Origin of the sequence: Streptomyces venezuelae (assembly GCF_008642315.1) — a bacterium.
In the GTDB taxonomy this organism is placed as follows: Bacteria; Actinomycetota; Actinomycetes; order Streptomycetales; family Streptomycetaceae; genus Streptomyces; species Streptomyces venezuelae_D.
Map to the genome: position 1 here is coordinate 3,502,847 of NZ_CP029192.1, position 24,243 is coordinate 3,527,089.

General features: G+C 70.3%; 21 protein-coding genes. 9 read left to right on the forward strand and 12 right to left on the reverse strand.

The features are described 5' to 3' along the window. Window positions 1-14: 14 nt before the first annotated feature. Both leuE and DEJ48_RS14815 read right to left on the reverse strand, forming a co-directional pair. Complete coding sequence (leuE, locus tag DEJ48_RS14810) at window positions 15-674, reverse strand: leucine efflux protein LeuE (protein WP_150216569.1); 660 nt, start codon at window positions 672-674, stop codon at window positions 15-17. 87 nt (window positions 675-761) lie between these two features. Next, on the reverse strand, window positions 762-2,366 hold the full coding sequence (locus DEJ48_RS14815) for a methylmalonyl-CoA mutase (protein WP_150216570.1): 1,605 nt from the start codon (window positions 2,364-2,366) through the stop codon (window positions 762-764). Window positions 2,367-2,485: 119 nt separating this feature from the next. Between DEJ48_RS14815 and DEJ48_RS14820 the strand changes: the two genes are divergently transcribed. Then, window positions 2,486-3,364, forward strand: a complete 879-nt coding sequence (locus DEJ48_RS14820) for a L,D-transpeptidase family protein (protein WP_150221188.1) — start codon at window positions 2,486-2,488, stop codon at window positions 3,362-3,364. Window positions 3,365-3,551: 187 nt separating this feature from the next. Here DEJ48_RS14820 and DEJ48_RS14825 read toward each other — a convergent pair whose 3' ends face one another. The 6 genes from DEJ48_RS14825 to DEJ48_RS14850 all read right to left on the reverse strand — a co-directional run bounded on the left by DEJ48_RS14825 (window position 3,552) and on the right by DEJ48_RS14850 (window position 8,950). Continuing rightward, window positions 3,552-4,724 (reverse strand): hypothetical protein, encoded by a 1,173-nt coding sequence (locus tag DEJ48_RS14825; protein WP_190537414.1) that lies wholly within the window; start codon window positions 4,722-4,724, stop codon window positions 3,552-3,554. Continuing rightward, window positions 4,724-5,389 carry an RNA polymerase sigma factor gene (locus DEJ48_RS14830; RefSeq protein ID WP_150216571.1) on the reverse strand — a complete coding sequence of 222 codons (666 nt, stop codon included), beginning with the start codon at window positions 5,387-5,389 and terminating at the stop codon, window positions 4,724-4,726. The genes DEJ48_RS14825 and DEJ48_RS14830 overlap by 1 nt, the downstream gene beginning before the upstream one ends. A gap of 241 nt (window positions 5,390-5,630) precedes the next feature. Continuing rightward, a complete protein-coding gene (locus DEJ48_RS14835) occupies window positions 5,631-6,062 on the reverse strand; it encodes a hypothetical protein (protein WP_150216572.1) in 432 nt (143 codons plus the stop codon). A gap of 69 nt (window positions 6,063-6,131) precedes the next feature. Next, window positions 6,132-6,755, reverse strand: coding sequence for a helix-turn-helix transcriptional regulator (locus tag DEJ48_RS14840; RefSeq protein ID WP_223832050.1), 624 nt, complete (start codon window positions 6,753-6,755; stop codon window positions 6,132-6,134). Window positions 6,756-6,775: 20 nt separating this feature from the next. After that, window positions 6,776-8,236: a sensor histidine kinase gene (locus DEJ48_RS14845; protein ID WP_150216573.1), complete on the reverse strand. Its 1,461-nt coding sequence runs from the start codon at window positions 8,234-8,236 to the stop codon at window positions 6,776-6,778. An 18-nt stretch (window positions 8,237-8,254) separates the two neighbouring features. After that, complete coding sequence (locus tag DEJ48_RS14850) at window positions 8,255-8,950, reverse strand: response regulator transcription factor (protein WP_150216574.1); 696 nt, start codon at window positions 8,948-8,950, stop codon at window positions 8,255-8,257. Between the two features lie 297 nt (window positions 8,951-9,247). Here DEJ48_RS14850 and DEJ48_RS14855 point away from each other — a divergent pair, with 297 nt between their 5' ends. Further along, window positions 9,248-10,579: a cation:dicarboxylate symporter family transporter gene (locus DEJ48_RS14855; protein ID WP_150216575.1), complete on the forward strand. Its 1,332-nt coding sequence runs from the start codon at window positions 9,248-9,250 to the stop codon at window positions 10,577-10,579. Between the two features lie 70 nt (window positions 10,580-10,649). Here the strand turns inward: DEJ48_RS14855 and DEJ48_RS14860 are convergent, their stop codons facing one another. From DEJ48_RS14860 to DEJ48_RS14875, 4 genes are all read right to left on the reverse strand, one after another. Beyond that, complete coding sequence (locus tag DEJ48_RS14860; RefSeq protein WP_190537418.1) at window positions 10,650-11,636, reverse strand: ornithine cyclodeaminase family protein; 987 nt, start codon at window positions 11,634-11,636, stop codon at window positions 10,650-10,652. 60 nt (window positions 11,637-11,696) lie between these two features. Next, a complete protein-coding gene (locus DEJ48_RS14865) occupies window positions 11,697-12,974 on the reverse strand; it encodes a DegT/DnrJ/EryC1/StrS family aminotransferase (protein WP_150216577.1) in 1,278 nt (425 codons plus the stop codon). An 86-nt stretch (window positions 12,975-13,060) separates the two neighbouring features. Continuing rightward, window positions 13,061-13,645: an NADPH-dependent FMN reductase gene (locus DEJ48_RS14870; RefSeq protein WP_190537420.1), complete on the reverse strand. Its 585-nt coding sequence runs from the start codon at window positions 13,643-13,645 to the stop codon at window positions 13,061-13,063. Window positions 13,646-13,824: 179 nt separating this feature from the next. Beyond that, a complete protein-coding gene (locus DEJ48_RS14875) occupies window positions 13,825-14,544 on the reverse strand; it encodes a response regulator transcription factor (protein WP_150216579.1) in 720 nt (239 codons plus the stop codon). A gap of 360 nt (window positions 14,545-14,904) precedes the next feature. Here DEJ48_RS14875 and DEJ48_RS14880 point away from each other — a divergent pair, with 360 nt between their 5' ends. The 7 genes from DEJ48_RS14880 (at window position 14,905) to DEJ48_RS14910 (ending at window position 24,166) form a co-directional block, all read left to right on the forward strand. After that, window positions 14,905-15,606: a succinate dehydrogenase gene (locus DEJ48_RS14880; RefSeq protein WP_150216580.1), complete on the forward strand. Its 702-nt coding sequence runs from the start codon at window positions 14,905-14,907 to the stop codon at window positions 15,604-15,606. After that, entirely contained in the window at window positions 15,607-17,556 is a 1,950-nt protein-coding gene (locus DEJ48_RS14885) for a fumarate reductase/succinate dehydrogenase flavoprotein subunit (protein ID WP_150216581.1), read from the forward strand. Further along, a complete protein-coding gene (locus DEJ48_RS14890) occupies window positions 17,553-18,308 on the forward strand; it encodes a succinate dehydrogenase/fumarate reductase iron-sulfur subunit (RefSeq protein WP_150216582.1) in 756 nt (251 codons plus the stop codon). Before DEJ48_RS14885 ends, DEJ48_RS14890 begins: the two co-directional genes overlap by 4 nt. Before the next feature lie 223 nt (window positions 18,309-18,531). Continuing rightward, a complete protein-coding gene (locus tag DEJ48_RS14895; RefSeq protein ID WP_150216583.1) occupies window positions 18,532-20,076 on the forward strand; it encodes an AMP-binding protein in 1,545 nt (514 codons plus the stop codon). A 37-nt stretch (window positions 20,077-20,113) separates the two neighbouring features. After that, complete coding sequence (locus tag DEJ48_RS14900; RefSeq protein WP_150216584.1) at window positions 20,114-20,812, forward strand: ABC transporter ATP-binding protein; 699 nt, start codon at window positions 20,114-20,116, stop codon at window positions 20,810-20,812. After that, entirely contained in the window at window positions 20,812-23,325 is a 2,514-nt protein-coding gene (locus DEJ48_RS14905; protein ID WP_150216585.1) for an ABC transporter permease, read from the forward strand. The genes DEJ48_RS14900 and DEJ48_RS14905 overlap by 1 nt, the downstream gene beginning before the upstream one ends. Window positions 23,326-23,398: 73 nt before the next feature. Next, window positions 23,399-24,166, forward strand: a complete 768-nt coding sequence (locus DEJ48_RS14910; protein ID WP_150216586.1) for a class I fructose-bisphosphate aldolase — start codon at window positions 23,399-23,401, stop codon at window positions 24,164-24,166. Window positions 24,167-24,243 lie beyond the last annotated feature (77 nt).

The following is a 24,243-nucleotide window of genomic DNA, read 5'->3' on the forward strand; positions in this document are numbered from 1 at the left end:
CCGGGGCCCCGCCGTCACACGCTGGAGATCGACAGCTTCACCGCGAACCCGAGGAACAGGGCGCCCGCCGCCGACGTGGCGCCGGCCGAGAGGCGCTTGCGGCGGCGGAACGCGGCGGAGAGCCGCGTGCCGCTGAATATCAGGGCGGTGAGGTAGAGGACGCTCGCGATCTGGGCGAAGGCGCCGAGTACGACGAAGGACAGGGCCGGGTAGGCGTAGCCCGGGTCGACGAACTGGACGAAGAAGGCGATGAAGAACAGGATCGCCTTCGGGTTGAGCAGGCTGATCACCAGCGCCCTGCGGAACGGGCGCTCCCCCGCCGCATCGCCCTGCTCCGGGCCGTCCGTGCTCTCCGCGGTCCGCTCCCGCCGCGCCTTCCACATGCTCCACGCCGCCCGCATCATGCCGACCGCCAGCCAGGTCAGATACCCGGCACCGGCGTACTTCACGATCCCGAAGAGCAGCGCGTTGGCCTGCAGCAGCGAGGCGACACCGGCCGCCGACAGCGTCATCAGGACGGTGTCGCCGCACCAGACGCCCGCGGCGGCCGTATAGCCGGTGCGGACGCCGCGGCGTGCGGCGACGGAGAGCACGTACAGCGAGTTCGGCCCCGGCAGCAGAATGATCAGGGCGAGGCCCGCGAGATAGGTCGGAAGATCGGTGACACCCAGCATGGCCGGAGTGTCGCACGGGCGTACGACATGAGGACATCCGTGTCCGCTTGCCGGACACGCGAGGAGGAGTCCGGCCTGGCGGAGTCCTCAGAACGCGTCCGTCGGCACGTACGCCCCCCACACCTCCCGCAGCGCGTCGCAGACCTCGCCCACGGTGGCCCGCGCCCGCAGGGCCTCCTTCATCGGATACAGGACGTTCACCCCCTCCTTCGCCGCTCCCTTCGCCGCTCCCTTCGCCGCCTCCTGGAGTGCCGCGAGGGCCGAGCGCACCGCGCGACCGTCCCGCTCCGCGCGCAGGCGGTCGAGGCGGGCGGCCTGCTGTGCCTCGATCGCGGGGTCGACGCGCAGCGGCTCGTACGGCTCCTCCTCGTCGAGCCGGAAGCGGTTGACGCCGACCACGACGCGGTCGCCGCCGTCCGTCTCCTGCGCGATGCGGTAGGCGTTGCGCTCGATCTCGCCCTTCTGGAAGCCCTGCTCGATCGCGTGCACCGCGCCGCCGAGGTCCTCGACGCGGCGCATCAGGTCGAGGGCCGCCCCCTCCACGTCGTCGGTCATCCGCTCCACGACGTACGACCCGGCGAAGGGGTCCACCGTCGCCGTCACGTCCGTCTCGTACGCGAGGACCTGCTGGGTGCGCAGGGCGAGGCGGGCCGACTTGTCGGTGGGGAGCGCGATGGCCTCGTCGAAGGAGTTGGTGTGCAGCGACTGGGTGCCGCCGAGGACCGCGCCGAGGCCCTGGACGGCGACCCGGACGAGGTTCACCTCGGGCTGCTGGGCGGTGAGCTGGACGCCCGCCGTCTGCGTGTGGAAGCGCAGCATCAGGGACTTGGGGTTCCTCGCGCCGAACTCCTCCCGCATCACGCGGGCCCAGATGCGCCGGGCGGCGCGGAACTTGGCGACCTCTTCGAGGATCGTCGTACGCGCCACGAAGAAGAAGGACAGGCGCGGCGCGAAGTCGTCCACGTCCATCCCGGCCGCGACCGCCGTACGGACGTACTCGATGCCGTCGGCCAGCGTGAACGCGATCTCCTGCGCGGGCGAGGCGCCCGCCTCCGCCATGTGGTAGCCGGAGATCGAGATGGTGTTCCACTTCGGCAGCTCGGCCCCGCAGTACCGGAAGGTGTCCGCGACCAGGCGCAGGGACGGCTGGGGCGGGAAGATGTACGTGCCGCGCGCGATGTACTCCTTGAGCACGTCGTTCTGGATCGTGCCGGTCAGCCGGTCGGCGGCGATCCCCTGTTCCTCGGCGACCAGTTGGTAGAGGAGGAGCAGCAGTGCGGCCGGCGCGTTGATCGTCATCGACGTGGAGACCCGGTCCAGCGGAATCCCGCCGAACAGGACCCGCATGTCGTCGATCGAGTCGACGGCGACGCCCACCTTGCCGACCTCGCCGCTCGCGATCGGGGCGTCGGAGTCGTGCCCCATCTGGGTCGGCAGGTCGAAGGCGACGGACAGGCCGGTGGTGCCGTGCTCGATGAGCTGCCGGTAGCGGGCGTTGGACTCGGCGGCGGTGCCGAAGCCCGCGTACTGGCGCATGGTCCAGGGGCGGCCCGTGTACATCGTGGGGTAGACGCCGCGCGTGAAGGGGTACGCGCCGGGGGCGCCGAGCTTCTCCGCCGGGTCCCAGCCGGCCAGATCGTCGGGGCCGTACACGGGTTCGATGGGCAGTCCTGATTCCGACGTGTGGGTCATGCGTCCAGCTTGCGCCCGCGCCCGCGACGCGTCACTCGCGGCAAACCGGGAAACACTCCAGAAGTGTGGTGCGCGAGGTGCGCGAAGGTGTCGAAGTCGGCTACGAGCACGGGGGCGTGATGAGCAGGGGCGCGATATCGGCGGGGGCCGTGGCGGCACTGGTCCTGGTGGCGGGGTGCAAGGCGGTCGCGGTGGACACGGAAGGGGGGCCGAGCGACGACGGCAAGCCGCGGAGCACGGCGACGCCGTCACGGACGCCGACCGAGGCGTCGCCCCGGACCCCGGCGCGGTCACCGGCGCAAACCCCCACGAGAACGCCGGCGCACGATCCCGCGCCGCACACCCCCGCGCCCGCCCCGAAGCCCGGGAAGACGCTCATGGAGCAGGGGGACGACGGCAAGCGGGTGCGGGAGCTGCAGGCCAGGCTGCGGCAGATCGCCTGGTTCGGCGGGAACCCCACCGGGACGTACGGGCCCGTCACCGCCGCCGCCGTCAAGGGCTTCCAGGCCAAGCGCGGCCTGGCCGTCACGGGCGTCACGGACACCGTCACCTGGAGCAGGCTGCTCGGCATGACGCGCGAACCGACACGGTCCGAGCTGTACGCGGGCGGGGGGATGCCTCCCGCGAAGCCCGACAAGCGCTGCCTGACCGGGCGGGTCCTGTGCATCGCCAAGAGCAGCCGCACCCTGACGTGGATGATCGACGGCAGGGCGGTGTCGACGATGGACGTGCGGTTCGGGTCGCAGTACACACCGACCCGCGAGGGCACGTTCAGCGTCTACTGGAAGTCCCGGCACCACGTCTCGACGCTCTACGACACGCCCATGCCGTACGCGATGTTCTTCAGCGGCGGCCAGGCCGTGCACTTCTCGGCGGACTTCGCGGCCCGGGGGTACGCGGGCGGATCGCACGGCTGCGTGAACGTCAGGGACGAGAAGAAGATCGCGAGCCTGTTCGCGCAGGTGCGCAAGGGCGACCGGGTCGTCATCTACAAGTGAGGCGGCGTGGGCGGGATCGGGGGAACGTATCCCGCCCACGCCGGTGGCACGGAGCCGAAGGTACGGGGGGAACCCCCGGCTCGTGCGCGGGCCGATGACCAGTCGGCTCACTTGTTACTGCGCCGGGCCCTCGAAAAACGTCACACCTTTGCCGGAGAAGGCGGCGACGGACGTCCGGAACGAGACGTCAGGAGAAGTGGGGCAGGGCGCTGCGCGAGGTCGTGGGGCCGGGGTGCGGGGCGGACGGTGAGGTGATGGGCGGCACGGGGGCGCCTCCGGTGTCGCCGCCGGAGCCTCCGTCTCCTTCGCCGCCGCCCTCGCCGCCGCCGTCCTCTCCGTCGTGGCCGCCGTCGCCACCGCCCTGCCCGCCGTCGGGCCGTCCGCCGCCCGCACCGCCGCCGCCGAGGACGCGGCCGCAGAACTCCTCCACCCGCTCCGGCCCCTTGGCCGCCTCCTCCAGGCGCCGGCGCTTCTTGCCCTGGAGCTCACCGCTGCGATAGGCGCGGCAGGCGACGACCACCTTGCGGTACCACTTGCGCGCCTCGTCACGGCGGGGCGGCGGCGTCCTGTCGCCGCTCGGCTGCTGGGGGACGTCGGTGTGCTCGTCGTCCGCCTCGGCCTCCGGCGGCGGGCTGCTCACCGGCTCCCGGGACGCCGTCGGGGTGTCGTCGGGTGCCGTGGTCTCGTCGGGCGAGAGGTCCTCGGACGGCTCGCGCGTCCCGCCGGACGGTGAGGGCAGCGACTCCTCGGGGGTGGCCCCGGTCGACGCGGACGCGGCGGGGCCGGGGCTGCTGTGCTTGCCGAACGGCGAGGGCAGCACGCCCGTCCCCGCGGCCACCGCGACGCCGCCGAGCATGCAGCCCGCGAGGGCCGCGGCGACGCCGAAGCGCACGGGTCTTCCCCAGCGGCTGGGGCGCGGACGGTTGCCCGTGCTCCCCAGGCGTACGGTCTCGCCCGCGGCGGCCTCGTGTGCGGGCGTCGCGTAGGGCGCGGTCCTGGAACTGCCGTCCCGCGCGGCGGCGGGCGCCTCCGCACGCGCCGCGCGCGCGGCGCGGAAGGCGGCCAACGCGGCCGCCTCGCCCGGGAGTTCACCGGCCGCGCCGCTGTCCGACGCGGCTCCGGCGGTGGCGGCCGACGGGGACGGGGACGGGGAAGGGGGCGGGGAAATCGTCCCCTGCTCGCCCGCGCGGTCCAGCGCCGAGAGGGCGCGCGCGAGCCGCTCGGCCTGCGCCTGCGCGTCCGTGCGCGCCTGCCCGCGCGCATCCGCGTCCGGGGAAGAACCGATGCCTTCGAGGGGCTCCCCGCGCAGCAGACGCTCCGCCGTGTCGCGGTCCAGCCACTTGTGGTGCTCGTCGGCCATCACATGTCCTTCTGCGTCCGCGTACGCGATTGCGTCACACCGGCGGACGTCACCGCGCACCCGCGCGGTTCTCTCTGTGGCGGGACGGCGCCCAGCGCCTCCTTGGGATCGGCCCCCTCGGGACCCAGGAGTTCGGCGAGCCGCTTCAGGCCCCGGTGCGCCGCCGTGCGGACGGCTCCGGGACGCTTGCCGAGGGTCTGCGCCGCGGACTTCGCGTCGAGTCCGACGACGACACGGAGCACGACGGCCTCCGCCTGGTCCTGCGGGAGCTGCGCTATCAGGGCCAGCGCCTCACTGGTGGCGAGGGACTCCATCGCCTCGCCCGCGGTGTCCGCCTCGCCCGGCTTGCCCGTCAGCTCCGACTCGTCGCCGCCCACGGCGGGCCTGCGGCCCCGCATCCGTATGTGATCGAGGGCGCGGTTGCGGGCTATGCGCGCCGCCCAGCCCCGGAACCGGTCCGCGTCACCGCTGAACCGGTCGAGATCGCGCGCTATCTGCAGCCAGGCCTCGGAGGCGACGTCCTCGGCGTCCGGGTCGGCGACCAGCGTGCGTACGTACCCCAACAGCCGCGGGTGCACGGCGCGGTACACAGTCCGGAACGCGGTCTCGTCCCCGTCCTGCGCCGCAAGCACCGCGGCGGTCAGCTCCGCGTCGTCCCCCAGCACTCTCTCAATCCTGCCACTCGGAGATCTGCGCCCGGCCCCGGCGCGAACCAGCACGCTACGGGCTCGGACAGGCCTACGTCCATGTTTGTACAACGTGCAACTAGCGGGTGACAGAACGCGGTGTGACAGAAAACGCACGCGCGGCGCTGAAGAGAGTACGGGCCGCACGCGGTTCGTACCGTGTACCGGCCGGGGCCTCTCCTGTGGGGGGTGGCGGCCCCGGCCGGTTCCGCGGTGGACCTCAGCCGTCCGGTGCCCGGTCCCCTCCCTTGTTGCGCCCCGGCAGGAGCAGCGCCGCGCCCGCGAGGACGAACAGGCTGAGGGAGACCACGTTCATCACCTTGTCCACGCCCGTGTACATGTCCAGGTGCTGCAGGTGGTAGATCAGGTGCGGCACGCTGAAGACCAGCCAGGCGAGCCCCGCGAGCTGCACGGCGAGGACGTTCTCCACCCGCAGTGCAGCCACCGCGCTCAGCGCCGCGAGGGCCAGGTACATGGCCCCGACGTCCTTGACCAGGTGCTCGTTGAACGGGCCGAGCACGGGCAGCCAGTGATGACCGAAGCCCGGGAACGTGTCGTACCAGTTGCGGGGGGCGAAGTACGCCCACCCGCCGACCGCACCGCCCGTGACGGCGAGCAGCGCCAGAAGCAGACGTCGAAATGAAGTGCTCATGTCCTAGGGGTCCTCTCGACCGGCTCAGATCGCCCAGATCGCTCAGATCGCTCAGATCGCTCAGATCGCTCAGATCCAGTGACGTTCAACCGCCCGCACCCCCGCTTCGAACCGGCTCTGCGCGTTGAGTCGCTCCATCAGCTGAGCGACCGTGCGCCGCACCGTCCGGTCGGAGGTCTCCAGGTGCCGCGAGATGGCCCGGTCGGTCAGTCCCTGCATCAGCATGGCGAGGATCTGCCGTTCGGTCTCGGTGGGGTGCAGGTCCTGCGGCGTGACGGGTTCCGCGCGTTCCCACAGCCGGGAGGCCATGGTGCGCAGCGCCGTGACGACGCCGGGGGTGTCGGTGTGGGCCCAGGCGGGGTCCCCGGAGGACCTCGTCGTGAGCAGAGCGCCCTCGGCGGTGAGGAGCAGGGCTCCCGGGGGGAGCCTTTCGTGCTCCCTCACCTGGGCGCCGCCCTGCCGCCACCCGGTGTGCGGCGAGGCCGACGACGGGGTGCGCGCCATGGGGAAGATGATCCGCAGGGAGGAGGGCCGTTCCTCCTCGCCCAGGATCCGCAGGATCGGGTCGTCGAGGACGGGGCGGTTCCAGTAGCAGAAGGTGTCCTGCCCGGGTTCCTGGACGAGCCGTCGGGCGATCCGCGTCGTGTCGCCCTGGTCCGGCAGGGAATCGAGGATGATTTCTGAGATCTTCACCTTGTGGCCCCCTGAGATCTTCACCTTGTGGCTTCTTCGGCCGGTTGTGTTCCCGGCCTCGTGCGTGTGCCGGACGGCGGCAGGGCGGTGTCGGCGCTCTCCGGGTCCGGGGTCGGTACGGCTCCGAGCAGGTGCAGTTCGGCCAGCAGCCCTTCCGGGTCCCCGGGGGAGAGGTTGAGGCGTCCTCCGGAGGACTCGATGAGCTTGCGGGCTATGGACAGGCCGATGCCGCCGGGCTTGGAGGGCACGCCGCCGACCTCGCCGTGCGGCGCCTGGGCCGGCTTCCGGCCCGTCAGGCCCGGTCCTTGGTCGTGCACTTGCACGGTGAGCAGCTTGTTGTCGGTCAGGACGTTGATCCTGATGACGGTGTTCTCCGGCGAGTACTTCAGCGCGTTGTCGAGCAGGACGTGCAGGGCCTGCTCGACGGCGCCGGAGCGGCTGAGCGCCCAGGCCTGCCGCGGCATGCTGACCTTCAGCTGGACGCAGTTCTGCTCCGCCACGGAAGCCCAGCCGCGGACGCACTCCTCCACCACTTCGCACACGTTGACCACCTGGGCCGTGTGGTCGGACGGCATGGACCGCGCGTGTTCCAGCATGTCGGTCAGTGTCCGGTGGAGCCGGTCCACGTCGGACAGGATGCGGGCCTGCCGCTCGACGGCCGTGTCGGGCAGGTAGGGCCGCAGGTTCTCGACGCGCAGGCGCAGCGCGACCATGGGGTTGCGCAACTGGTGGGCCACGTCGGCGAGGAAGGTGCGGTGCCGCTCCAGGGTGGACTGGACCGTACCGGCCAACTCGTTCGTCCGGTGCCTGAGCTGGTTCAGCTCGTGGCCCGCGGCGAGCGGTTCGACCCGTGCGTGGAACTCCCCCTGCGACAGGGCGCGCAGGGTCTCGCCCAGTTTCCTGGACGCGACATGCGTGCGGTGCCGTACGGCGACGACGGGCAGGACGCACAGCGTCAGGCAGAACGGCCAGGCGACCAGCAGCATCCCCCACACCGTCAGCACGTCGTTGCGCGGACCGTCAGAGGTCTGGGTGGCCCACAGCACCGACCGGCCGGACTCCCCCTGCCACCACGTCGCCCAGACCGAGGGCCCCGAGCCACGCGCGCGCAGCCGTTCCGGCGGCACGACCTCGACGTCCGGCTCCTTCGCGGGCACGGCGAGCCGCCTCTTCAACTCCGCGGTCACCGAGGGCGACTGCGCGGCCGAGCCCAGCACCTTCCCGTCCGGCGTGCGGAGGTGGAGATCGGCGTCGGACTCCTCGCCGAGCTCCGCCAGCCGCTGCCGGATCCGTGCCGCGGGAGCATCGCCTAACCGCCCCGACAGCTCACCCTGGGCTTTCACCATGACCTGCATCAACCGTGATTCCGCCTTTTGGTCGGCCTCCTTCTCGTACAGAACCCCGGCGAGGGCGAGGGAGAAGGTCATGACCGCGCAGGCCAGCGCGGTGGCCACCGCGACGTGCAAAGTACGTATGTGCACTGAAATTGACTCTCGGGCTCAGTGCTTCGGCTCAAAACTGAAGCCCACGCCCCGATGTGTTCGGATCCACCCGGGATCGCCCAACTTGCGTCGCACGGCAGCTACATGTGTGTCCAAAGTACGTGAGGCGCCGACCCAGGATGTCGACCAGACGGCCTCGGAGAGTTGCTCGCGGGTGAATACACGACTCGGCGACCCGGAGAGCAGACTCAGCAGCTCGAATTCTTTACGCGTAAGGGGAAGTTCACGCCCGTGAACCGTCACGGAACGCGACCACTGGTCAATGGTGAGAGGGCCGTGCGAAATATGTGTACGCGCCTTCACGGCATTGCTCTGCGGTTCATTCTGCGGCAATTGGTGCGACTCGCTCCGGCGGATGACCGCCGTCATTCGGGCCAGCAACTCCTGCAGGTGGTAGGGCTTGACTATGTAGTCGTCGGCGCCGAGACGCAGACACAGGACTTTGTCCATCTGATCGGAGCGTGCCGTGACGGCGATCAGCGGTACGGAATGGTTGGCGCGCAGGCGCTGACATACTTCGAGTCCGTCGACGTCGGGCAGATTGAGGTCGAGCAGGATGATGTCCCAGTTCGGCACCGCCTCCACCGCTGACCTGCCGTCACTCGCATGTTCGACGTCCCATCCCCGTTGCTCGAGACTCTCGATCAAGGCCTCGGCGACATTCGGATCGTCTTCAACGAGCAGTGCCTTCACAGCTCCCCCTGGCGGTAAGTGGCATCTTGACGGCGGCGACCTGCTTGTGCCGTCCATCGTTTGAGATCGCGCAGTCATCTTAGGTCGCGGATGGCTGATCTACAGGCCCGTTTAGGCGAGATCACATTCACTCAGCAACGCACTGTGACGACATACCGCGGACCACTCGGCCCGTAGTGCGCATCGCCGCACAACTCGCCCTGGCTGCTACGGTGTTCGCAGGGGGAAGAGACCACGGCTTCGCCTCCGGATTACAGGCGCCGAGCCTATAATCGGCGTGATCCTGAGGGGGGACGGATGACGGGGAAGGGACCGCGTCGGAACAGAGCGGAAGGCCGACTGACGCTTTGGGTGCTGTGCGGCTTACTGGCCGGCGTGCTCTTCGGTCTGGTCGACCCGGCGAACGCCGCGCGGATGCGTTTTCTGTCGGACGCCTATATATCGCTGATGACGCTTCTGGTCACCCCCATCGTCTTCGTGACCGTACTCAGCGGCATCGCTTCGATCGGCAGCAGCCGAGGACTCGGGCAGCTCTCTCTCAAGGCGTTCGTCTACTTCGAGGTGGCGACCACCGTCGCGCTCGTGGGCGGTCTTGTCGCCGGAGACCTGCTGGGTCTGCTCCCGCTGGGAAGCTCCCACCCGATCGACCCGGGAGAACTGGGACCGCTCCGACACCAAGCCGAGCTGAACTGGGGCAACGGCCTCGGGCTCGACAGTGTCGTCCCGAGCAGCCTAATTTCTGCTTTCCTCCGGGGCAATCCCCTCCATGTGCTCGTGGTGGCCGTTCTCTTCGGCGTCGCCCTCCTGCGGTCCGGAGAGCGCGGCGCCCCGCTGGTCGATCTGGTCGACCGCGTGGGTTACGTCCTCTTCCAGGCGGTACGGATCCTGGCGGCCGGAGCGCCCCTCGCCGCGTTCGGCGGTGCCGCGTACACCATCAGCAGGTTCGGGCTCGTGCCGCTGCGCGGCCTCCTCTTCCTGGTGGTCGCCTTCTATCTGACCTGCGCCGTCGTGCTGTTCGGCGGGCTCGCCCTGCTCGCCAGGCTCAACGGCTTCTCCCTGCTGCGGCTGATCCGGTTCCTCCGCCACGAGCTCCTGATCGTGATCGGCACCTCGTCGTCGGAGCCCGCGTTCCCGCGCGTACTGCGCAAGCTCGAACTGGCCGGCGTGCCGCGGGAGACCGGGGCGCCCCTGCTGGCCAGCGGCTACTCGCTCCATCTGGTGGGCACGTGCCTCTACTTGACCCTGTCGGCGACGTACATCGCGCAGATGACGGGGGACGGCCTGTCCTTCGGTGAACAGATGGTCTTCCTGGCCCTGGCCCTGATCGTCTCCAAGACCGCGGTGGGCGTGACGGGTTCCGGTCTGCTCACCCTGGTGGCCATCGTGTCCATCACGCACACGCCGTCGCTGGGCGGGATCGCGCTGCTGGTCGGCATCGACCGGGTCATGTCGGAGGCGCGCGCCGTCACCAACCTCGTCTGCAACGCCGTGGCCACCCTGGTGATAGCCAACTGGGTGGGCCAGTTGGACGCCGCCCGGCTCAAGCACGCGCTGTCCGCCTCCCGCCCGGCCGATCCCGACCGCTCGGAGGACGACCCCAAGGTGGTCGACATCCGGTTCGTGGACTGAGAAGGCGGCCGCCGTGTGCAGGGCGGCCGACCGGGGGCGCGCCTGGTGGGGCGCCCGAGGGGGGGAGGCGTCAGCTCGCGGGGGCGCTGAAGGCGATGTCGGTACCCGCGCCCTGTTCGGCCGCCCTGGCACTGAGCAGATCGCAGGTGAACGCGTCCTCGACCGGGATGCCCACGGACTTGAAGAGCGTCGTCTCGCGCGCGGAGCGCCGCCCCGGATGTCTCCCTGACAGGAGCTCCGACAGTTCGACGAGCGCCGGTGCGGGCGGAAGCACGCCCTCCGCGATGGGGATCGCCACGTCACCGGCTTCGCGCAGCACGGCCGCGCCGGACTCGACGAACAGGGTCGAGCGGGCGACGAGCCCGGAGGGCAGCTCCCGTCGCCGGCTTCCGTACGCGCCGACCGCGCTGATGTGCACCCCCTCCTTCGCCACCGCCTCGTCGGGGAAGAGCGGATCGGGGGAGGACGTGACCGTGCAGATGACGTCCGCGTCGCGCACCGCGTCCTCGGCCCGGGAACACACGGTGACGTCGAGCCCGGGGCCGGAAGTGCGGGCCCATGCGGCGAGGCGGTGGGCCCGTCCGGCGTCGCGGCTGTGCAGCCGCACCTCGCGCCAGGCCCGGAGGGGGGCCAGCCCTTCGAGGTGGCTGCGCGCCTGGGCGCCCGCGCCGATGACGGCCAGGGTGGCGGCGTCCTTGCGCGCCAGTACGTCGGTGGCGAGAGAGGTGACCGCCGCCGTGCGGATCTCGGTCAGTGCCTGTGCGTCGACGACGGCGGTGGGGGCGCCGGTCCGCGCGTCGAAGACGGCGACGAGACCCTGCACGGTGGGCAGCCCCAGCGCCGGAGCCCCGTCGAACAGCGTGATGAGCTTGACGGCCAGGGTCGACCCGTAGACCGCGGGCATCAGCAGGAGGTCACCGCCCCCGGTGCCGACGGCGCTCCGCGGGAACTCGTCGCTGTCGCCGCTCTGCCGGGCGAACAGCGTGCCGATGGCGGACGTCAGGTCCGGCACGGGGAGCACGCGCCGCACGGTCCGCGCGTCCAGAAGTCTCAGCACGTGGCGCCTCCTCAAGTGGTCGGGCCGTGGCCCGCGGGGTGTCGGTGAACGGGCGCTGCCTCAGTGGGTGCAGGCCGCACGGAGCGATTCCTCCAGGCGGTCGCAGAGCAGGTCGACCTGGCGGACGGAGAGGGCTGGGTGGCAGGGCAGGTTGACCTGCTCGTGGAACCAGACCCGCTCGGCCGTGGGGCACTCTCCGTAGCGGTGGCCGCGGGCGCGCCACTCGGGCAGCAGGTGCAGGGGGAAGTAGCGCAGCGGGACCTGGACGCCCCGGTGGTCGAGTTCGTGCAGGAGCCGGTGGCGGTTGATCCCGTGCGTGCCCTCGCGGACGAAGAAGGTGAACAGGTGCTGGGAGTGGATGACGCCCTCGGGTGCCTCGGGCGCCTCGACGAGTCCGGGGAACCTGCCGAGCGTCTCCCGCAGCCGCGCGGCGATGGCTCGTCGGCGCTCCACCATGCCGGGCAGGGCGCGGAGTTGACTCGTTCCCATGGCCGCGGCCGCCTCGGGGAGCGTCGCGTTGGTGCCGTGTTTGCGCAGCGCGACGAGATCGTGGGTGTAGGCGTTGCCGGGGTAGAGGCCGCCGGGCAGGTTCTCCTTGGAGTCGCCGAAGGTGTGGCGCCGGGGCAGGAAGCTGCCGTCGACCTCGTTGCCGCGGAGCCGGTCGACGCGCTCCGCCCACTCCGGGTCGGCGAACGTCAGCATCCCGCCCTCGCCGAGGGTGGTGATGTTCTTGCTCGAGTGGAAGCTGAAGCAGCCGATGTCCGCGAGGGCGCCGGGTCGCGCTCCGTGGTAGACGCTGCCCAGCGCGTGGGCGGAGTCCTCGATGACCAGGGCGTCGTGGGCCCGGGCGATGTCCATGATCTCGTGCATGTCGGCGGGGTGCCCGCCGTAGTGCACCAGGATGACGGCGCGGGTCCTCGGGCCGATCAGCCGTTCCAGGCACCTCGGGTCCATGTTGAGGGTGTCCTGCCTGACGTCGCAGAACGTCACCTCGACGTCGGGGTACTGCAGGAGCGGCTGGATGGAGGCCTGGTAGGTCTGCGGGGTGACGATCACCTCGTCGCCGGGGCGCAGGCCCAGCAGGTGGATGGCCAGTTCCAGGGTGACGGTCCCGCTCGTCGTGCTCATCGCGTACGGCGCGCCGACGTAGTCCCGGAAGTTCCGTTCGAACTCCTCCCGTCGGCCCCCTCCCGACAGTGTCTCGCCGGAGCGGAGCACGCGGGTCACCGCCGCGATCTCACGGTCTCCCACGACGCTGCCGACCGGCAGGTAAGGGACGACGTACTCCTTGCCGGGCTTACGGAACGCACCCAGCTTGGGTATGTCTCCGATGGTCATGGCGTCTCCAAAGGGTGTGGTTGAGCGGGTGTCCGGCCACCTGGGCGGGCCGGGCGCCGCGCCGGACCCGGAGGCCTCGCGGACCGTCAGACGCGGGTGGCGCGGTACAGCCCGGGGCGCGGGGCGGGCGCCGGTGCGCGCAGCCGCTCGGCCGTCACGACGAGGGCGGTGCACAGGTCGTGCAGCCGTTGCCGCGCGAGGGCGCCGCGCAGGACCCGTCGGCCGTCCGCGCTCCGCTCGAAGTCGGTGGGGACGGTGGCGAGCTGTTCCGGCAGGGCGATCCCCCGAAGCGCGCGCACCACGGTCCGCAGCGCGTCACAGACCTGCACGGCGGAGAGGTTGGCCCCGTGCGCCACGAGCGCGGTGGGCTTGGCGGCGAGCGGGGTGACGTCCAGGTGGTCCAGGGCGTTCTTCACCACCCCGCTGAAGGAGCCGTGGTACATCGGTGACGCGATCACGAACGCGTCGGCCTCGCTCGCCAGCCGTGTGAACCTGCGGGCCCAGGGGTCGGCGTAGGAATCCGTGTCGCCGTGCCGGCTCGGGTCGACGATCGGCAGCGGCTGCGACGCGAGGTCCCACACCGAGGGGTCCGCACCGAGGTCGGCCAGCATCCTGCTCGCGGCCTCGATCGTGGCCGTGGTGTGGGATCCGCTGGTAGGACTTCCGCTCACCAGCAGGACCACGGGGCGCTGCGTCTGACTCAACGGTCCAAGCCTTTCCGTGTGCCGCTGGATGGAGTTCCGAGTGACCGGGGCGGCCGGTGCGACGTGGTGAGGATGGCCGAATCACGTCGCGGGCAAAAGATCTGTGGCCACTCACGGACGGCGCGTGTCACAAACCGGCGGCCCGTTCAGAGCTTCGTACGGGACGACGTGCCCACGCCCTTGAGCCATCCCCGGCGCGCGGCGAGGGCCCCGGCCTCGAACCGGCTCTGGGCGTTGAGTTCCTGCATCACCCTGGTGACGGCGCGGCTCACGGTCCGCTTGGAGACCCCGAGCGAGGCGGCGATCTGCTCGTCGGTGTATCCGCGGGCGAGCAGCAGGAGTACGTCCAGCGCCTGGCGGTCGTCCGGGGCGTGGCCGCAGGAGCGTCGCGGGCTGGCGTTCTCCCACAGGTCGTGGAAGAGGTAGTGGAGCATTCCGGTGGTCTCGGCGCACTCGGACTCCGTGACGGCGCCGTCGACCCCGTTGCCGGAGTCGGCGGACTGGACCACGACCGAGGTCCTGCTGTCCAGCAGAGCGAACGTCACCTGGGTCTGTTCGGTGGTGCGGATCTGGACCCCCGACCCGGCCTGCCACGAGAGGTAGGACTCGAGGTGCGGTGATGAGAGCGCCTCCTCGTCCCAGACGGCGCGCACGCGCACCCAGCGCTGCAGCAGGCTCGTCAGGGCCAGCTTGTCCTGACGGATCGTCAAGGGGCTGAGGGCCTGGGGCCCGTACACCAGCGACACGTCATGGCGCGCCGAGTCGAGGGCGACGTGGAAGGGGAAGCGGGTCCGGGTGCTGATCGCTGGATGGACGGCCTGGGTACGGGGCAGGGCCCGTACGGGGGGCATGGCGGTGATGGTCATGGCTGTGCTCCTTACGCTCCACTGCACGGTGAAGAGACAAGAGGCCTGCGTGACAGGTGAAATGCGACCGCCCGAAGAGGGATTGGGCGTCGACTCAGGCTACGAGCGCTGAGTTAAATCGATGCACGTGCATGTATGAGGAACGTCAGGTCTGTGTGAGTTCTTGTCGACGATCACGGCCGCCCCCTCCGTCGTGATCCACAGGGCCGCACGGACGACCTTCCTCAACTACCTTGCGAATAGCGGCAGTCGGGCCGCCCACAGCGTCTGCGAAGGTAAACCTTCATAGGCGCCGCCTATGGAAAGCATGCGTTTCTACTGTTGGTGCACTCGCGATGCGTGGGCATAGCATCCGGCCCCATGACTCTGGTGACTCGTACAACGAGCACGTCGACGGCCCGTACGGTCTGGGGCTCGACGGTAGGCAAGAAGGCGGTCATGGCCGCGAGCGGTCTGGTGATGATCGCTTACCTCGTGGTGCACATGGTGGCCAACGTAAAGATCTACTTCGGCGCGGCCGGCTTCGACGCGTACGGGCACTGGTTGCGAGTCATGGGCGACCCGGTCCTCCACCGTGAGTGGGGTCTGTGGATCGCGCGCGTGGTCCTCCTCGTCTCCGTGGTGGCACACGGCGTCTCCGCTTACCAGTTGAGCCGCCGCGACATCAAGGCGCGCCCCACCCAGTACGTGCACAAGAAGCCGCGCGCGACCTATGCCACGCGCACCATGCGCTGGGGCGGCGTCATCCTCGGCCTCTTCATCGTCTGGCACATCCTGGACATCACGACCGGCACCGTGCACCCGGGCTTCGAGGAGGGCAAGCCGTACAACAACGTGGTGGACACGTTCTCCACCTGGTACGGCAACGTCATCTACATCACCGCGATGCTCGCCATGGGCATGCACGTGCGGCACGGGCTGTGGAGCGCCGCGCAGACGCTGGGCGTCGGCAGCCGGGTCCGCGACCGCTCCCTGAAGGCCGTCGCCAATGGGCTCGCGTTGGTGCTGACGGTCGGTTTCGTTTCTGTTCCCGTGGGTGTCATGACCGGAGTGGTGAGCTAGATGAGTGCCTTTGCCGAGTATGTGACTGGTGAGCCGGTCGTGGATGCCAAGGCTCCTGCCGGGCCGATCGCCGAGCGGTGGGACACTCGCCGTTTCGAGGCGAAGCTGGTCAACCCGGCCAACCGGCGCAAGCACACGGTGATCGTGGTCGGCACCGGTCTGGCGGGCGGGTCGGCCGGGGCGACGCTGGCCGAACAGGGCTATCACGTGGTGCAGTTCTGCTATCAGGACTCCCCGCGCCGGGCGCACTCGATCGCCGCGCAGGGCGGCATCAACGCGGCGAAGAACTACCGCAACGACGGTGACTCGGTGCACCGGCTGTTCTACGACACCGTCAAGGGCGGCGACTTCCGCGCCCGGGAGTCCAACGTGCACCGCTTGGCGCAGATCTCCGTGGAGATCATCGATCAGTGCGTGGCGCAGGGTGTGCCCTTCGCCCGCGAGTACGGCGGCCTGCTCGACACCCGCTCCTTCGGCGGCGTCCAGGTGTCGCGGACGTTTTATGCCCGCGGGCAGACGGGCCAGCAGTTGCTGCTGGGGGCCTATCAGGCGCTGTCGCGGCAGATCGCGGCGGGGAATGTGGAGTTGCATCCGCGCACCGAGATGCTGGATGTGATCGTCGTTGACGGGCGGGCGCGCGGCATCGTGGCCCGGGATCTGGTCACGGGGAAGATCGAGACGTATTTCGCGGACGCGGTGGTGCTGGCCTCGGGCGGTTACGGCAACGTCTTCTACCTGTCGACCAACGCGATGAACTCCAACGCGACCGCGGTGTGGCGGGCGCACCGGCGCGGCGCGTACTTCGCCAATCCGTGCTTCACCCAGATCCACCCGACCTGCATTCCGCGTACCGGTGATCACCAGTCCAAGCTGACGCTGATGAGTGAGTCGCTGCGCAACGACGGCCGGATCTGGGTGCCCAGGGCCAAGGGTGATGACCGGCCGGCCAACGAGATCCCCGAGGCCGAGCGCGACTACTACCTGGAGCGCATCTACCCCTCCTTCGGCAACCTGGTGCCCCGTGACATCGCCTCGCGCGCGGCGAAGAACGTGTGCGACGAGGGCCGCGGGGTGGGCCCGGGCGGGCAGGGCGTCTACCTCGACTTCGCCGACGCGATCAAGCGGATGGGCCGCAAGGCGGTCGAGGCCAAGTACGGCAACCTCTTCGACATGTACGCGCGGATCACCGACGAGGACCCGTACAGCACGCCGATGCGGATCTATCCCGCCGTGCACTACACGATGGGCGGCCTGTGGGTGGATTACGACCTGCAGACCACCGTGCCGGGCCTGTTCGCGGTCGGCGAGGCCAACTTCTCCGACCACGGCGCCAACCGGCTCGGCGCGAGCGCGCTGATGCAGGGCCTGGCCGACGGCTACTTCGTGCTGCCCTCCACCATCAACGACTACCTCGCCCGCAACCCCCACACCGACGAGGTGACCTCCGATCACCCCGTGGTCCGCGAGGTGCTGGACGAGACCGAGGACCGGCTGGCCAAACTCCTGGCCGTGGACGGTGACCGTACTCCGGACTCCTTCCACCGGGAGCTGGGGGAGGTGATGTGGGAGTTCTGCGGGATGGCGCGCACCGAGGCGGGGCTGCGCAAGGCGCTGGAGCGGATCCCGCAGATCCGCCAGGAGTTCTGGCGGCGCATCAAGGTGCCCGGCACGGGTGAGGAGTTCAACCAGTCGCTGGAGAAGGCCAACCGCATCGTCGACTACCTCGAACTCGCCGAGCTGATGTGCCTGGACGCGCTGCACCGCGCCGAGTCCTGCGGCGGCCACTTCCGCGAGGAGTCCCAGACTCCCGACGGGGAGGCGGCCCGCGTGGACGAGGAGTTCTCCTACGCCGCGGCCTGGGAGTTCACCGACACCGGCACCGCCCCCGTCCTGCACAAGGAAGACCTCCTCTTCGAGTACGTCCACCCCACCCAGCGGAGCTACGCATGAAGCTCACCCTGCGCGTCTGGCGCCAGAAGAACGCCGACGCCGACGGAGCGATGTCCACCTACCAGGTGGACGGCATCTCCTCCGACATGTCCTTCCTCGAAATGCTCGACACCCTCAACGAGACCCTCATCGTCCAGGGCGAGGACCCCGTCGCCTTCGACCACGACTGCCGCGAAGGCATCTGCGGCGCCTGCTCGCTGGTCATCAACGGCGACGCGCACGGCCCCGAGCGCACCACCACCTGCCAGCTGCACATGCGCTCCTTCCGCGACGGCGACACCATCGACATCGAGCCCTGGCGCGCGGCGGCCTTCCCCGTCGTCAAGGACCTGGTGGTGGACCGCTCCTCCTTCGACCGGATCATCCAGTCCGGCGGCTACATCAGCGCCAACACCGGCTCCGCCCCCGAGGCCCACGCCGCACCGGTGCCCAAGCCGGACGCCGACTACGCCTTCGAACACGCCGAGTGCATCGGCTGCGGCGCCTGCGTGGCGGCCTGCCCCAACGGCTCCGCGATGCTGTTCACCTCCGCCAAGGTCAACCACCTCAACGTCCTGCCACAGGGCGCACCCGAACGCGAGACCCGCGTCCTGGACATGGTCGCCCAGATGGACTCCGAAGGCTTCGGCGGCTGCACCCTCACCGGCGAATGCGCCACCGCCTGCCCCAAGGGCATCCCCCTCTTCTCCATCACCGGCATGAACAAGGAGTGGCTCCGCGCGAGCCGCAAGGAGAAGAAGTCCGCTTCATAGCGGGCAGTTCGAACCGAAGGACATCAGGCGGGGCCGGGAACTTTCCCGGCCCCGTTCTTTCTGCCCGGAGCCGTTCTTTCTGTCCGGAGCCGTGTCCGCTCTCCGCCACCGGACGACCTCTTCCTGATGATCGCTTGCCTCGCTCACGGCCGCCCGAAACGATGGAACAACGATATTCCAGTGTCCTCTTTATCAGTGCCGACGTTGAGGAAGTCCGTGCGCCATGCGCTTTCCCCGCTCTTCTGACCTGTTGTTCGGCCAACTCGATTCCGCCGCCGCGGAGGTCACCCTTCCCTGGGGCACGGACCACGAGTCGGTCGCGGTCACCGTCAAGGACGGCGGGCTCCCCCTCTCCGAACTCGCCCAGGCGTCCCGCCGGTTGGCACGGTCCGCCGTCGCCGCCGGGCTGAAGGAAGGCGACTGGTGCGTGGTGCGGCTCGACCAGCCGCTCGACATCGTGGTCGCGGTGGCCGGCCTCACGGCCGTGGGCGTGGTCCCGGTGCTGCTCAGCGCCAAGCTCGACGTGGCATCGGCCGCCGCGGCCCTCGCACCCGTCACCGTGCCGCTGCACCTGCTCATCGCCCAGCGGCGCACGGCGGAGATACCCCGCCTCGCGCTCGCCGGCGGAATGAGCCTGGTGTGGGAGGACGTCGTGTCCGAGCCGCACGCCGACGCCGGGGACCAGGTGCCCCCGCACGGCATCGAGCGCCCCGCGGACGCCCCGTACCTGGTCACGCACACCTCGGGCACCACCGGTGTGCCCAAGCTCGCGGTGCACACCCGCAACAGCTTCTACCAGCAGTCCGTCGTGCAGGCCCGCATGCTGCGCACGGTGCGTCTGCGGGGGTACCTCGCGGCCGCCATCTCCCCCGTGCACGTACGCACACTGTCCGGCCTGCTCAGCGCGTTGCGCCTCAGGCTCTCCGTCCTGCTGCTCGCCTCCGAGGAGCCCGACGCCGTGGCCGAGCAGCTGGAGCGCTGGCGTCCGCACTACCTGGAGACACACCCCAACACGTTCGTCCGCTGGGAGGAGCTCGCCGACACCGGAGTGCTGTCCTCGGTCCGGCTGTTCCTCGGGACGTTCGACGCCATGCACCCCCCGACGATGGAGCGGCTGCTCGCGGGATCGCGCCGCAGAATGCCGCTCTTCGCCGAGGTGTACGCGCAGTCCGAACTCGGCCCCGTCGCCTTCAGGATGAAATGGAGACGGGGCGGCAGAAGAGAATCCGTCGCCTCCGAACTGGCCGGACACCGCGTCGGCAGAGCCCTTCCCGGATACAGCCGGATCCGGATCGTGGACGAGGCGGGAAATCCGCTGGGAGCGCAGCAGTCGGGGCGCATTCAAGTGCGGTCCAAAGGATTCTTCGCCGGTTATCTGAACTTCCCGGAGAAATTCGAGGAGAACCGGGCGGACGGCGACTGGTGGGATTCCGGGGACTGGGGCGCCAAGTCCCGCTTCGGGAACCTCCGGCTGCTCGACCGCCAGGTGGAACGCCTGGACGGGGCGGCCAGCGGCATCGCCCTGGAGGACGTCCTGCTGGGCCGCCTCCCGGAGGCCGCGGAGATCGTCGTCCTGGAGGCGCACGGCGCGCTGGTGCCCGTCGTGGCCACCCGCACCGGGATCGCGGTGTCGTCCGGTCGCTGGGCGGAGGCGGTCGACGGACTGCCCGAACTGGCGTCGCCGCGGCACACGTCCTGGAGCGCGCTGCCCAGGACCGCCACCGGCAAGGTCAGGCGCGAACTCCTGCGTCAGCAGCTGGGGTTCTAGAACGTGTTTTCACTGGTGTCTATAGAGATGGTTGGCCATGTTGGAGAAGAAAGTCGTGCTGCGGGCCGAGGACGTACGACGAGAGTTCACGAGCGGTGACACGGTCGTCGAGGCTCTCAAAGGGTGCAGTCTCGAGGTGAGTTCGGGTGAACTCGTCGCGATCGTGGGCAAGAGCGGCAGCGGCAAGTCGACCTTCGCCAACATCCTCTCCGGCCTCGACCGGCCCACCTCGGGGACCGTCACGCTCATGGACCGCGATCTCGCGGAGCTCGACGAGACGGAAGCGGCCAGGATGCGGGCGCGGGAGATCGGCTTCGTCCTGCAGAAGGACAACCTCGTGCCGTCGCTGACCATCGCGGAGAACGTCGCCGCACCCCTGGTCATGGGCGGCATGAAGCTCAGCGCCGCACTGGAGAAGGCCCGGCGCGCACTGGACGAGGTCGGTCTCGGCCACCGGGCCGAGCAGTGGCCGGCCCAGGTGTCCGGCGGCGAGGCCCAGCGGGCGGCCGTCGCCCGCGCCTGTGTGAGCGAGCCCGCGATCGTCTTCGCCGACGAGCCCACGGGCGCCCTCGACGAGGAGAACGGCCGGCAGGTCCAGGAGATATTCCGCAAGCTCGTGCTTACCACGGGGGCCGCGGGCGTCATCATCACCCACGACCTCGACCTGGCCGCGGGCGCGGACGTGGTCGTCACGGTCGCCGACGGCGTCGTCGTCAGCACCGAGAGGAAGGCGTGATGGCGCTCGATCCCTACCGTCTCGTCTTCCGTTCGCTCGGCCGCAGCTGGCGGCAGCGGCCGGCGCGCATGGTGTCCGCGATCGCCGCGGGCATCGGCGGTGTCCTGCTGACGACGGCGATGCTCCTCGTCTCCTTCTCCGTCCTCGACGCCATCAAGGGCGCCTCCATCGGCGCCATCCGCGACGACGTCGTGGCCGTCGAGGCCAGGGCCCCCGGCGGCATCACATCGGACGTCGCGGACCGTGCCGAGCAGCGCACCGGCGTCGAGGCCTCCCGCGTCTCGGTGATCAGCACCCGCGCCTCCCGGCCGGGCCAGGACAGCGACCCGGTCATCGTCTTCGGCATCGACCAGCGCCTCGCCGACCTGACCGACAAGGACCTGGCGCGGCAGATCGACCGCACCGAGCTCGGCGCGGACGAGGTCTTCCTGACCGAGGAGTGGGCCGACGACCACGGCCTGCGCGAGGGCGACAAGGTCTCCGTCACCTCGCCCGAGGGTGTGCAGAAGTGGCGGATCGCGGCCCTGCTCAAGGGCGACGTGGCCAACCGCGGCGCCGTCGTCATCGCGCCGCAGCCGGCCGTCGCCACCGCGTTCGACCGGGGCACCCACAGCGACGTCCTGCTCTTCGACACCAAGGGCAAGGACCGCGCGGACGTCGAGGCCGGTCTGGTCAAGGCCGTCGACGGCGCGGCGGACGTCAAGGAGCCGTCGGAGGTGCTCTCCGGCTACAGCAAGACGTTCCGTACGTCGCTGACGATCCTCGGCATGTTCGCCGCCATCGCCGTCATCACCGCGGGCGTGGTGCTCTTCCTGACCTGGCGCCTCGCCCTCGACGACGCCCGCACGACCCTGGCGCGGATGCGGCTCTTCGGCGTACGGACCCGTCATCTGACGTTGGGCTCCGCCGCCGTGATGGTGCCCCTCCTGCTCGGGACGTACGTCGTCGGCGCGGGCCTCGGCATCTGGGTCGGGACCATGCTCAGCGCGTTCACCAAGCAGATCACGGACCTCACCCAGCAGGCCGTCACGCCGGGGCTGCCCTGGCAGTGGCCCGTCGTCGGATCGTTCGTCGCCGTCGTGGTGATGTTCGCCCTCGCGTGGCTGTCCGGCGTCCGCAGGTTCACGAAGATCACCGCCATCGAGGCGGTCACCGGACGTGACCAGGTCGCGCTGGTGCCCGGCGGCGTGCGCAAGCCGCTGCTCGGCGGGCTCGGCGCCGTGGCCGTGGGCGTACTGCTCGTGGTCTTCGGCGGCGCCATGATCAAGTCGGTCAGCCTGCTGTTCCTGTTCATCGGCGCGGCGTTGCTGAGCATGGCGCTGCCCGTCGTGATCGGCATGGTGATGCGCCGCGGAGAGCCCGGTCCCGTCCGCCTCGCGGCCGCCCGGCAGCTACAGCTCGCCTGGCGGCGCAACGCCGCGCTCGCCATCACCTTCACCGTGGCCATCGTGGCCTCGCTGTCCATGGCCGGCGTCTCCAGCAGCATCAAGGACGAGGTCGCCGGGTCCGTGGAGCGCTGGACCCGCGGCGAGCTCTACGTGCAGGCGGCCGAGGTGGGCCACAACCTGCAGAACGAGAAGTTCCCGCTGTCCCTGGAGAAGGAGCTGCACGAGGTCGACGGCGTGGACGCCGTGACGTCGTTCACCTACTCGAGCGTGACGCACGACGGACGCAAGGTCCAGGTGTGGAACTGGGGCAAGGGCGACTCGGAGAAGCTCACCGACCTGGAGACCACCAAGGGCGACCCGGACTTCGTCCGCACGCTGAAGGACGACGAGATCGTGATCTCGTCGAACTTCGCCCGCACGCAGAAGCTCGACGTCGGCGACACCATGGACATGCCGCTGCCCTCGGGCCACCGCGAGGTGCGGGTGAAGTCGGTGCTCGACGACTCCGCCTCCGACGGCGGCATGATGGTCGCGGGCAGCGGCCTCTACCGTGAACTCACCGCCTCCCAGGGCGTCTACGAGTACTACATCGGCGTCAAGGACGGTGCCGACGTCGCCACGGTGCAGAAGGCACTGGAGCGGAAGATCGGCGAGCGCTACCCCGAGGCGGTCGTGCTCGACCAGAAGGGGATGCGCGACGCCTTCGCGGGCATCACGGCCCGGCTCGTCAGCTCCTTCGAGGCCTTCGCCTACGTCATGTTCGTGCTGGCCGTCCTGGTGGGCGGGGCCACCCTCGCCTCCGGCCTCGTGGAGCGGCAGCGGGCCCTCGGCCTGACCAGGCTCGCCGGCGCCACCCGACGCATGATCAGCCGTCAACTCGTCCTGGAATCGGTGGTGGTCGCGGCCGCGAGCTGGCTCGTGGCGCTGCCGGTCGGCATCCTCGCCATCCCGGGGATGATCGACGCCCAGGCCGGCCAGAGCGGCCTGGTGCCGCCGCTGAGCGTGCCTCTCGTGCTCAGCGTCATCAGCCTTCCGCTGGTGATCCTCTGCATGCTGCTCGCCCTCGCGCTGGGCAACCCCCGCCGCGCCAACCCGCCGTTGCGCGTCCTGCTCGCCCAGGAGTGACGACGGCTCCCCCATCCACGCGGGTGCTCCGCCGTCGCGGAGCACCCGCCCCCAGGAGAACGGAAGCAGCACAATGATCCATGGAAAAGAGCGCCGGATGCGGCGCCTGCTCGGAGCCGACGGCCGGTCCCTGCTGATCGCCGTCGACCACGCGCTGACGACGGGCGGAGCCGGTGGGCTCTCCCGGATGAGCGACGTCCTCGGCGCAGTGGTCGAGGGAGGAGCCGACGGCGTCGTCGTGCACCGCGGGTCCGCCGCCCACTCCATGCCGACGCAGCGCGGCACGGCCATGATCGTCCACTTGTCCGGCAACACCCGGCTGAGCCCCGGCGGCGAACTGAAGACCCGGGTGTGCGACCCGGAGTCGGCGGTCGCGCTCGGTGCCGACGCGGTCTCCGTGCACGTCACCTTCGGCGGCGGCAGCCAGGAGGACCGGGCGGCCCTCGCCGACCTGGCCAAGGTCGCCGCCGACTGCGACCGGCTCGGTCTCCCCCTGCTCGTCATGACGTACGCGGCGGGGAACTACGAGACGGAGCCGCAGCGAGCGGAGGCCGTGATCCACGCCGGCCGCGCCGTCGCCGAACTGGGCGCGGACATCGTCAAGACCGCCCACCCGGGCGACGAGTTCATCGCCGAGCTCGCGGCCTCCATCGAGGTTCCCGTGGTGATCGCGGGTGGCGAGGCGGAGGGCAGCTGGGACGCGTACGTGGCGTCCGCCAAGGACGCCATCGGCCAGGGTGTGGCCGGGCTCTGCGTGGGCCGCCGGGTGTTCGGCAGCCCCGACGTCGCCGGAGCGGTGGCGCGGCTGCGTTCCGTCGTCCACGGCGAACAGGCCTCCTGACCCGAGCGGTCCACGAGCCACCCCGCACCGCGCCTCTCACACCCCCTCCCCCCCCACAGCACTTCCCCTGTGCGGCC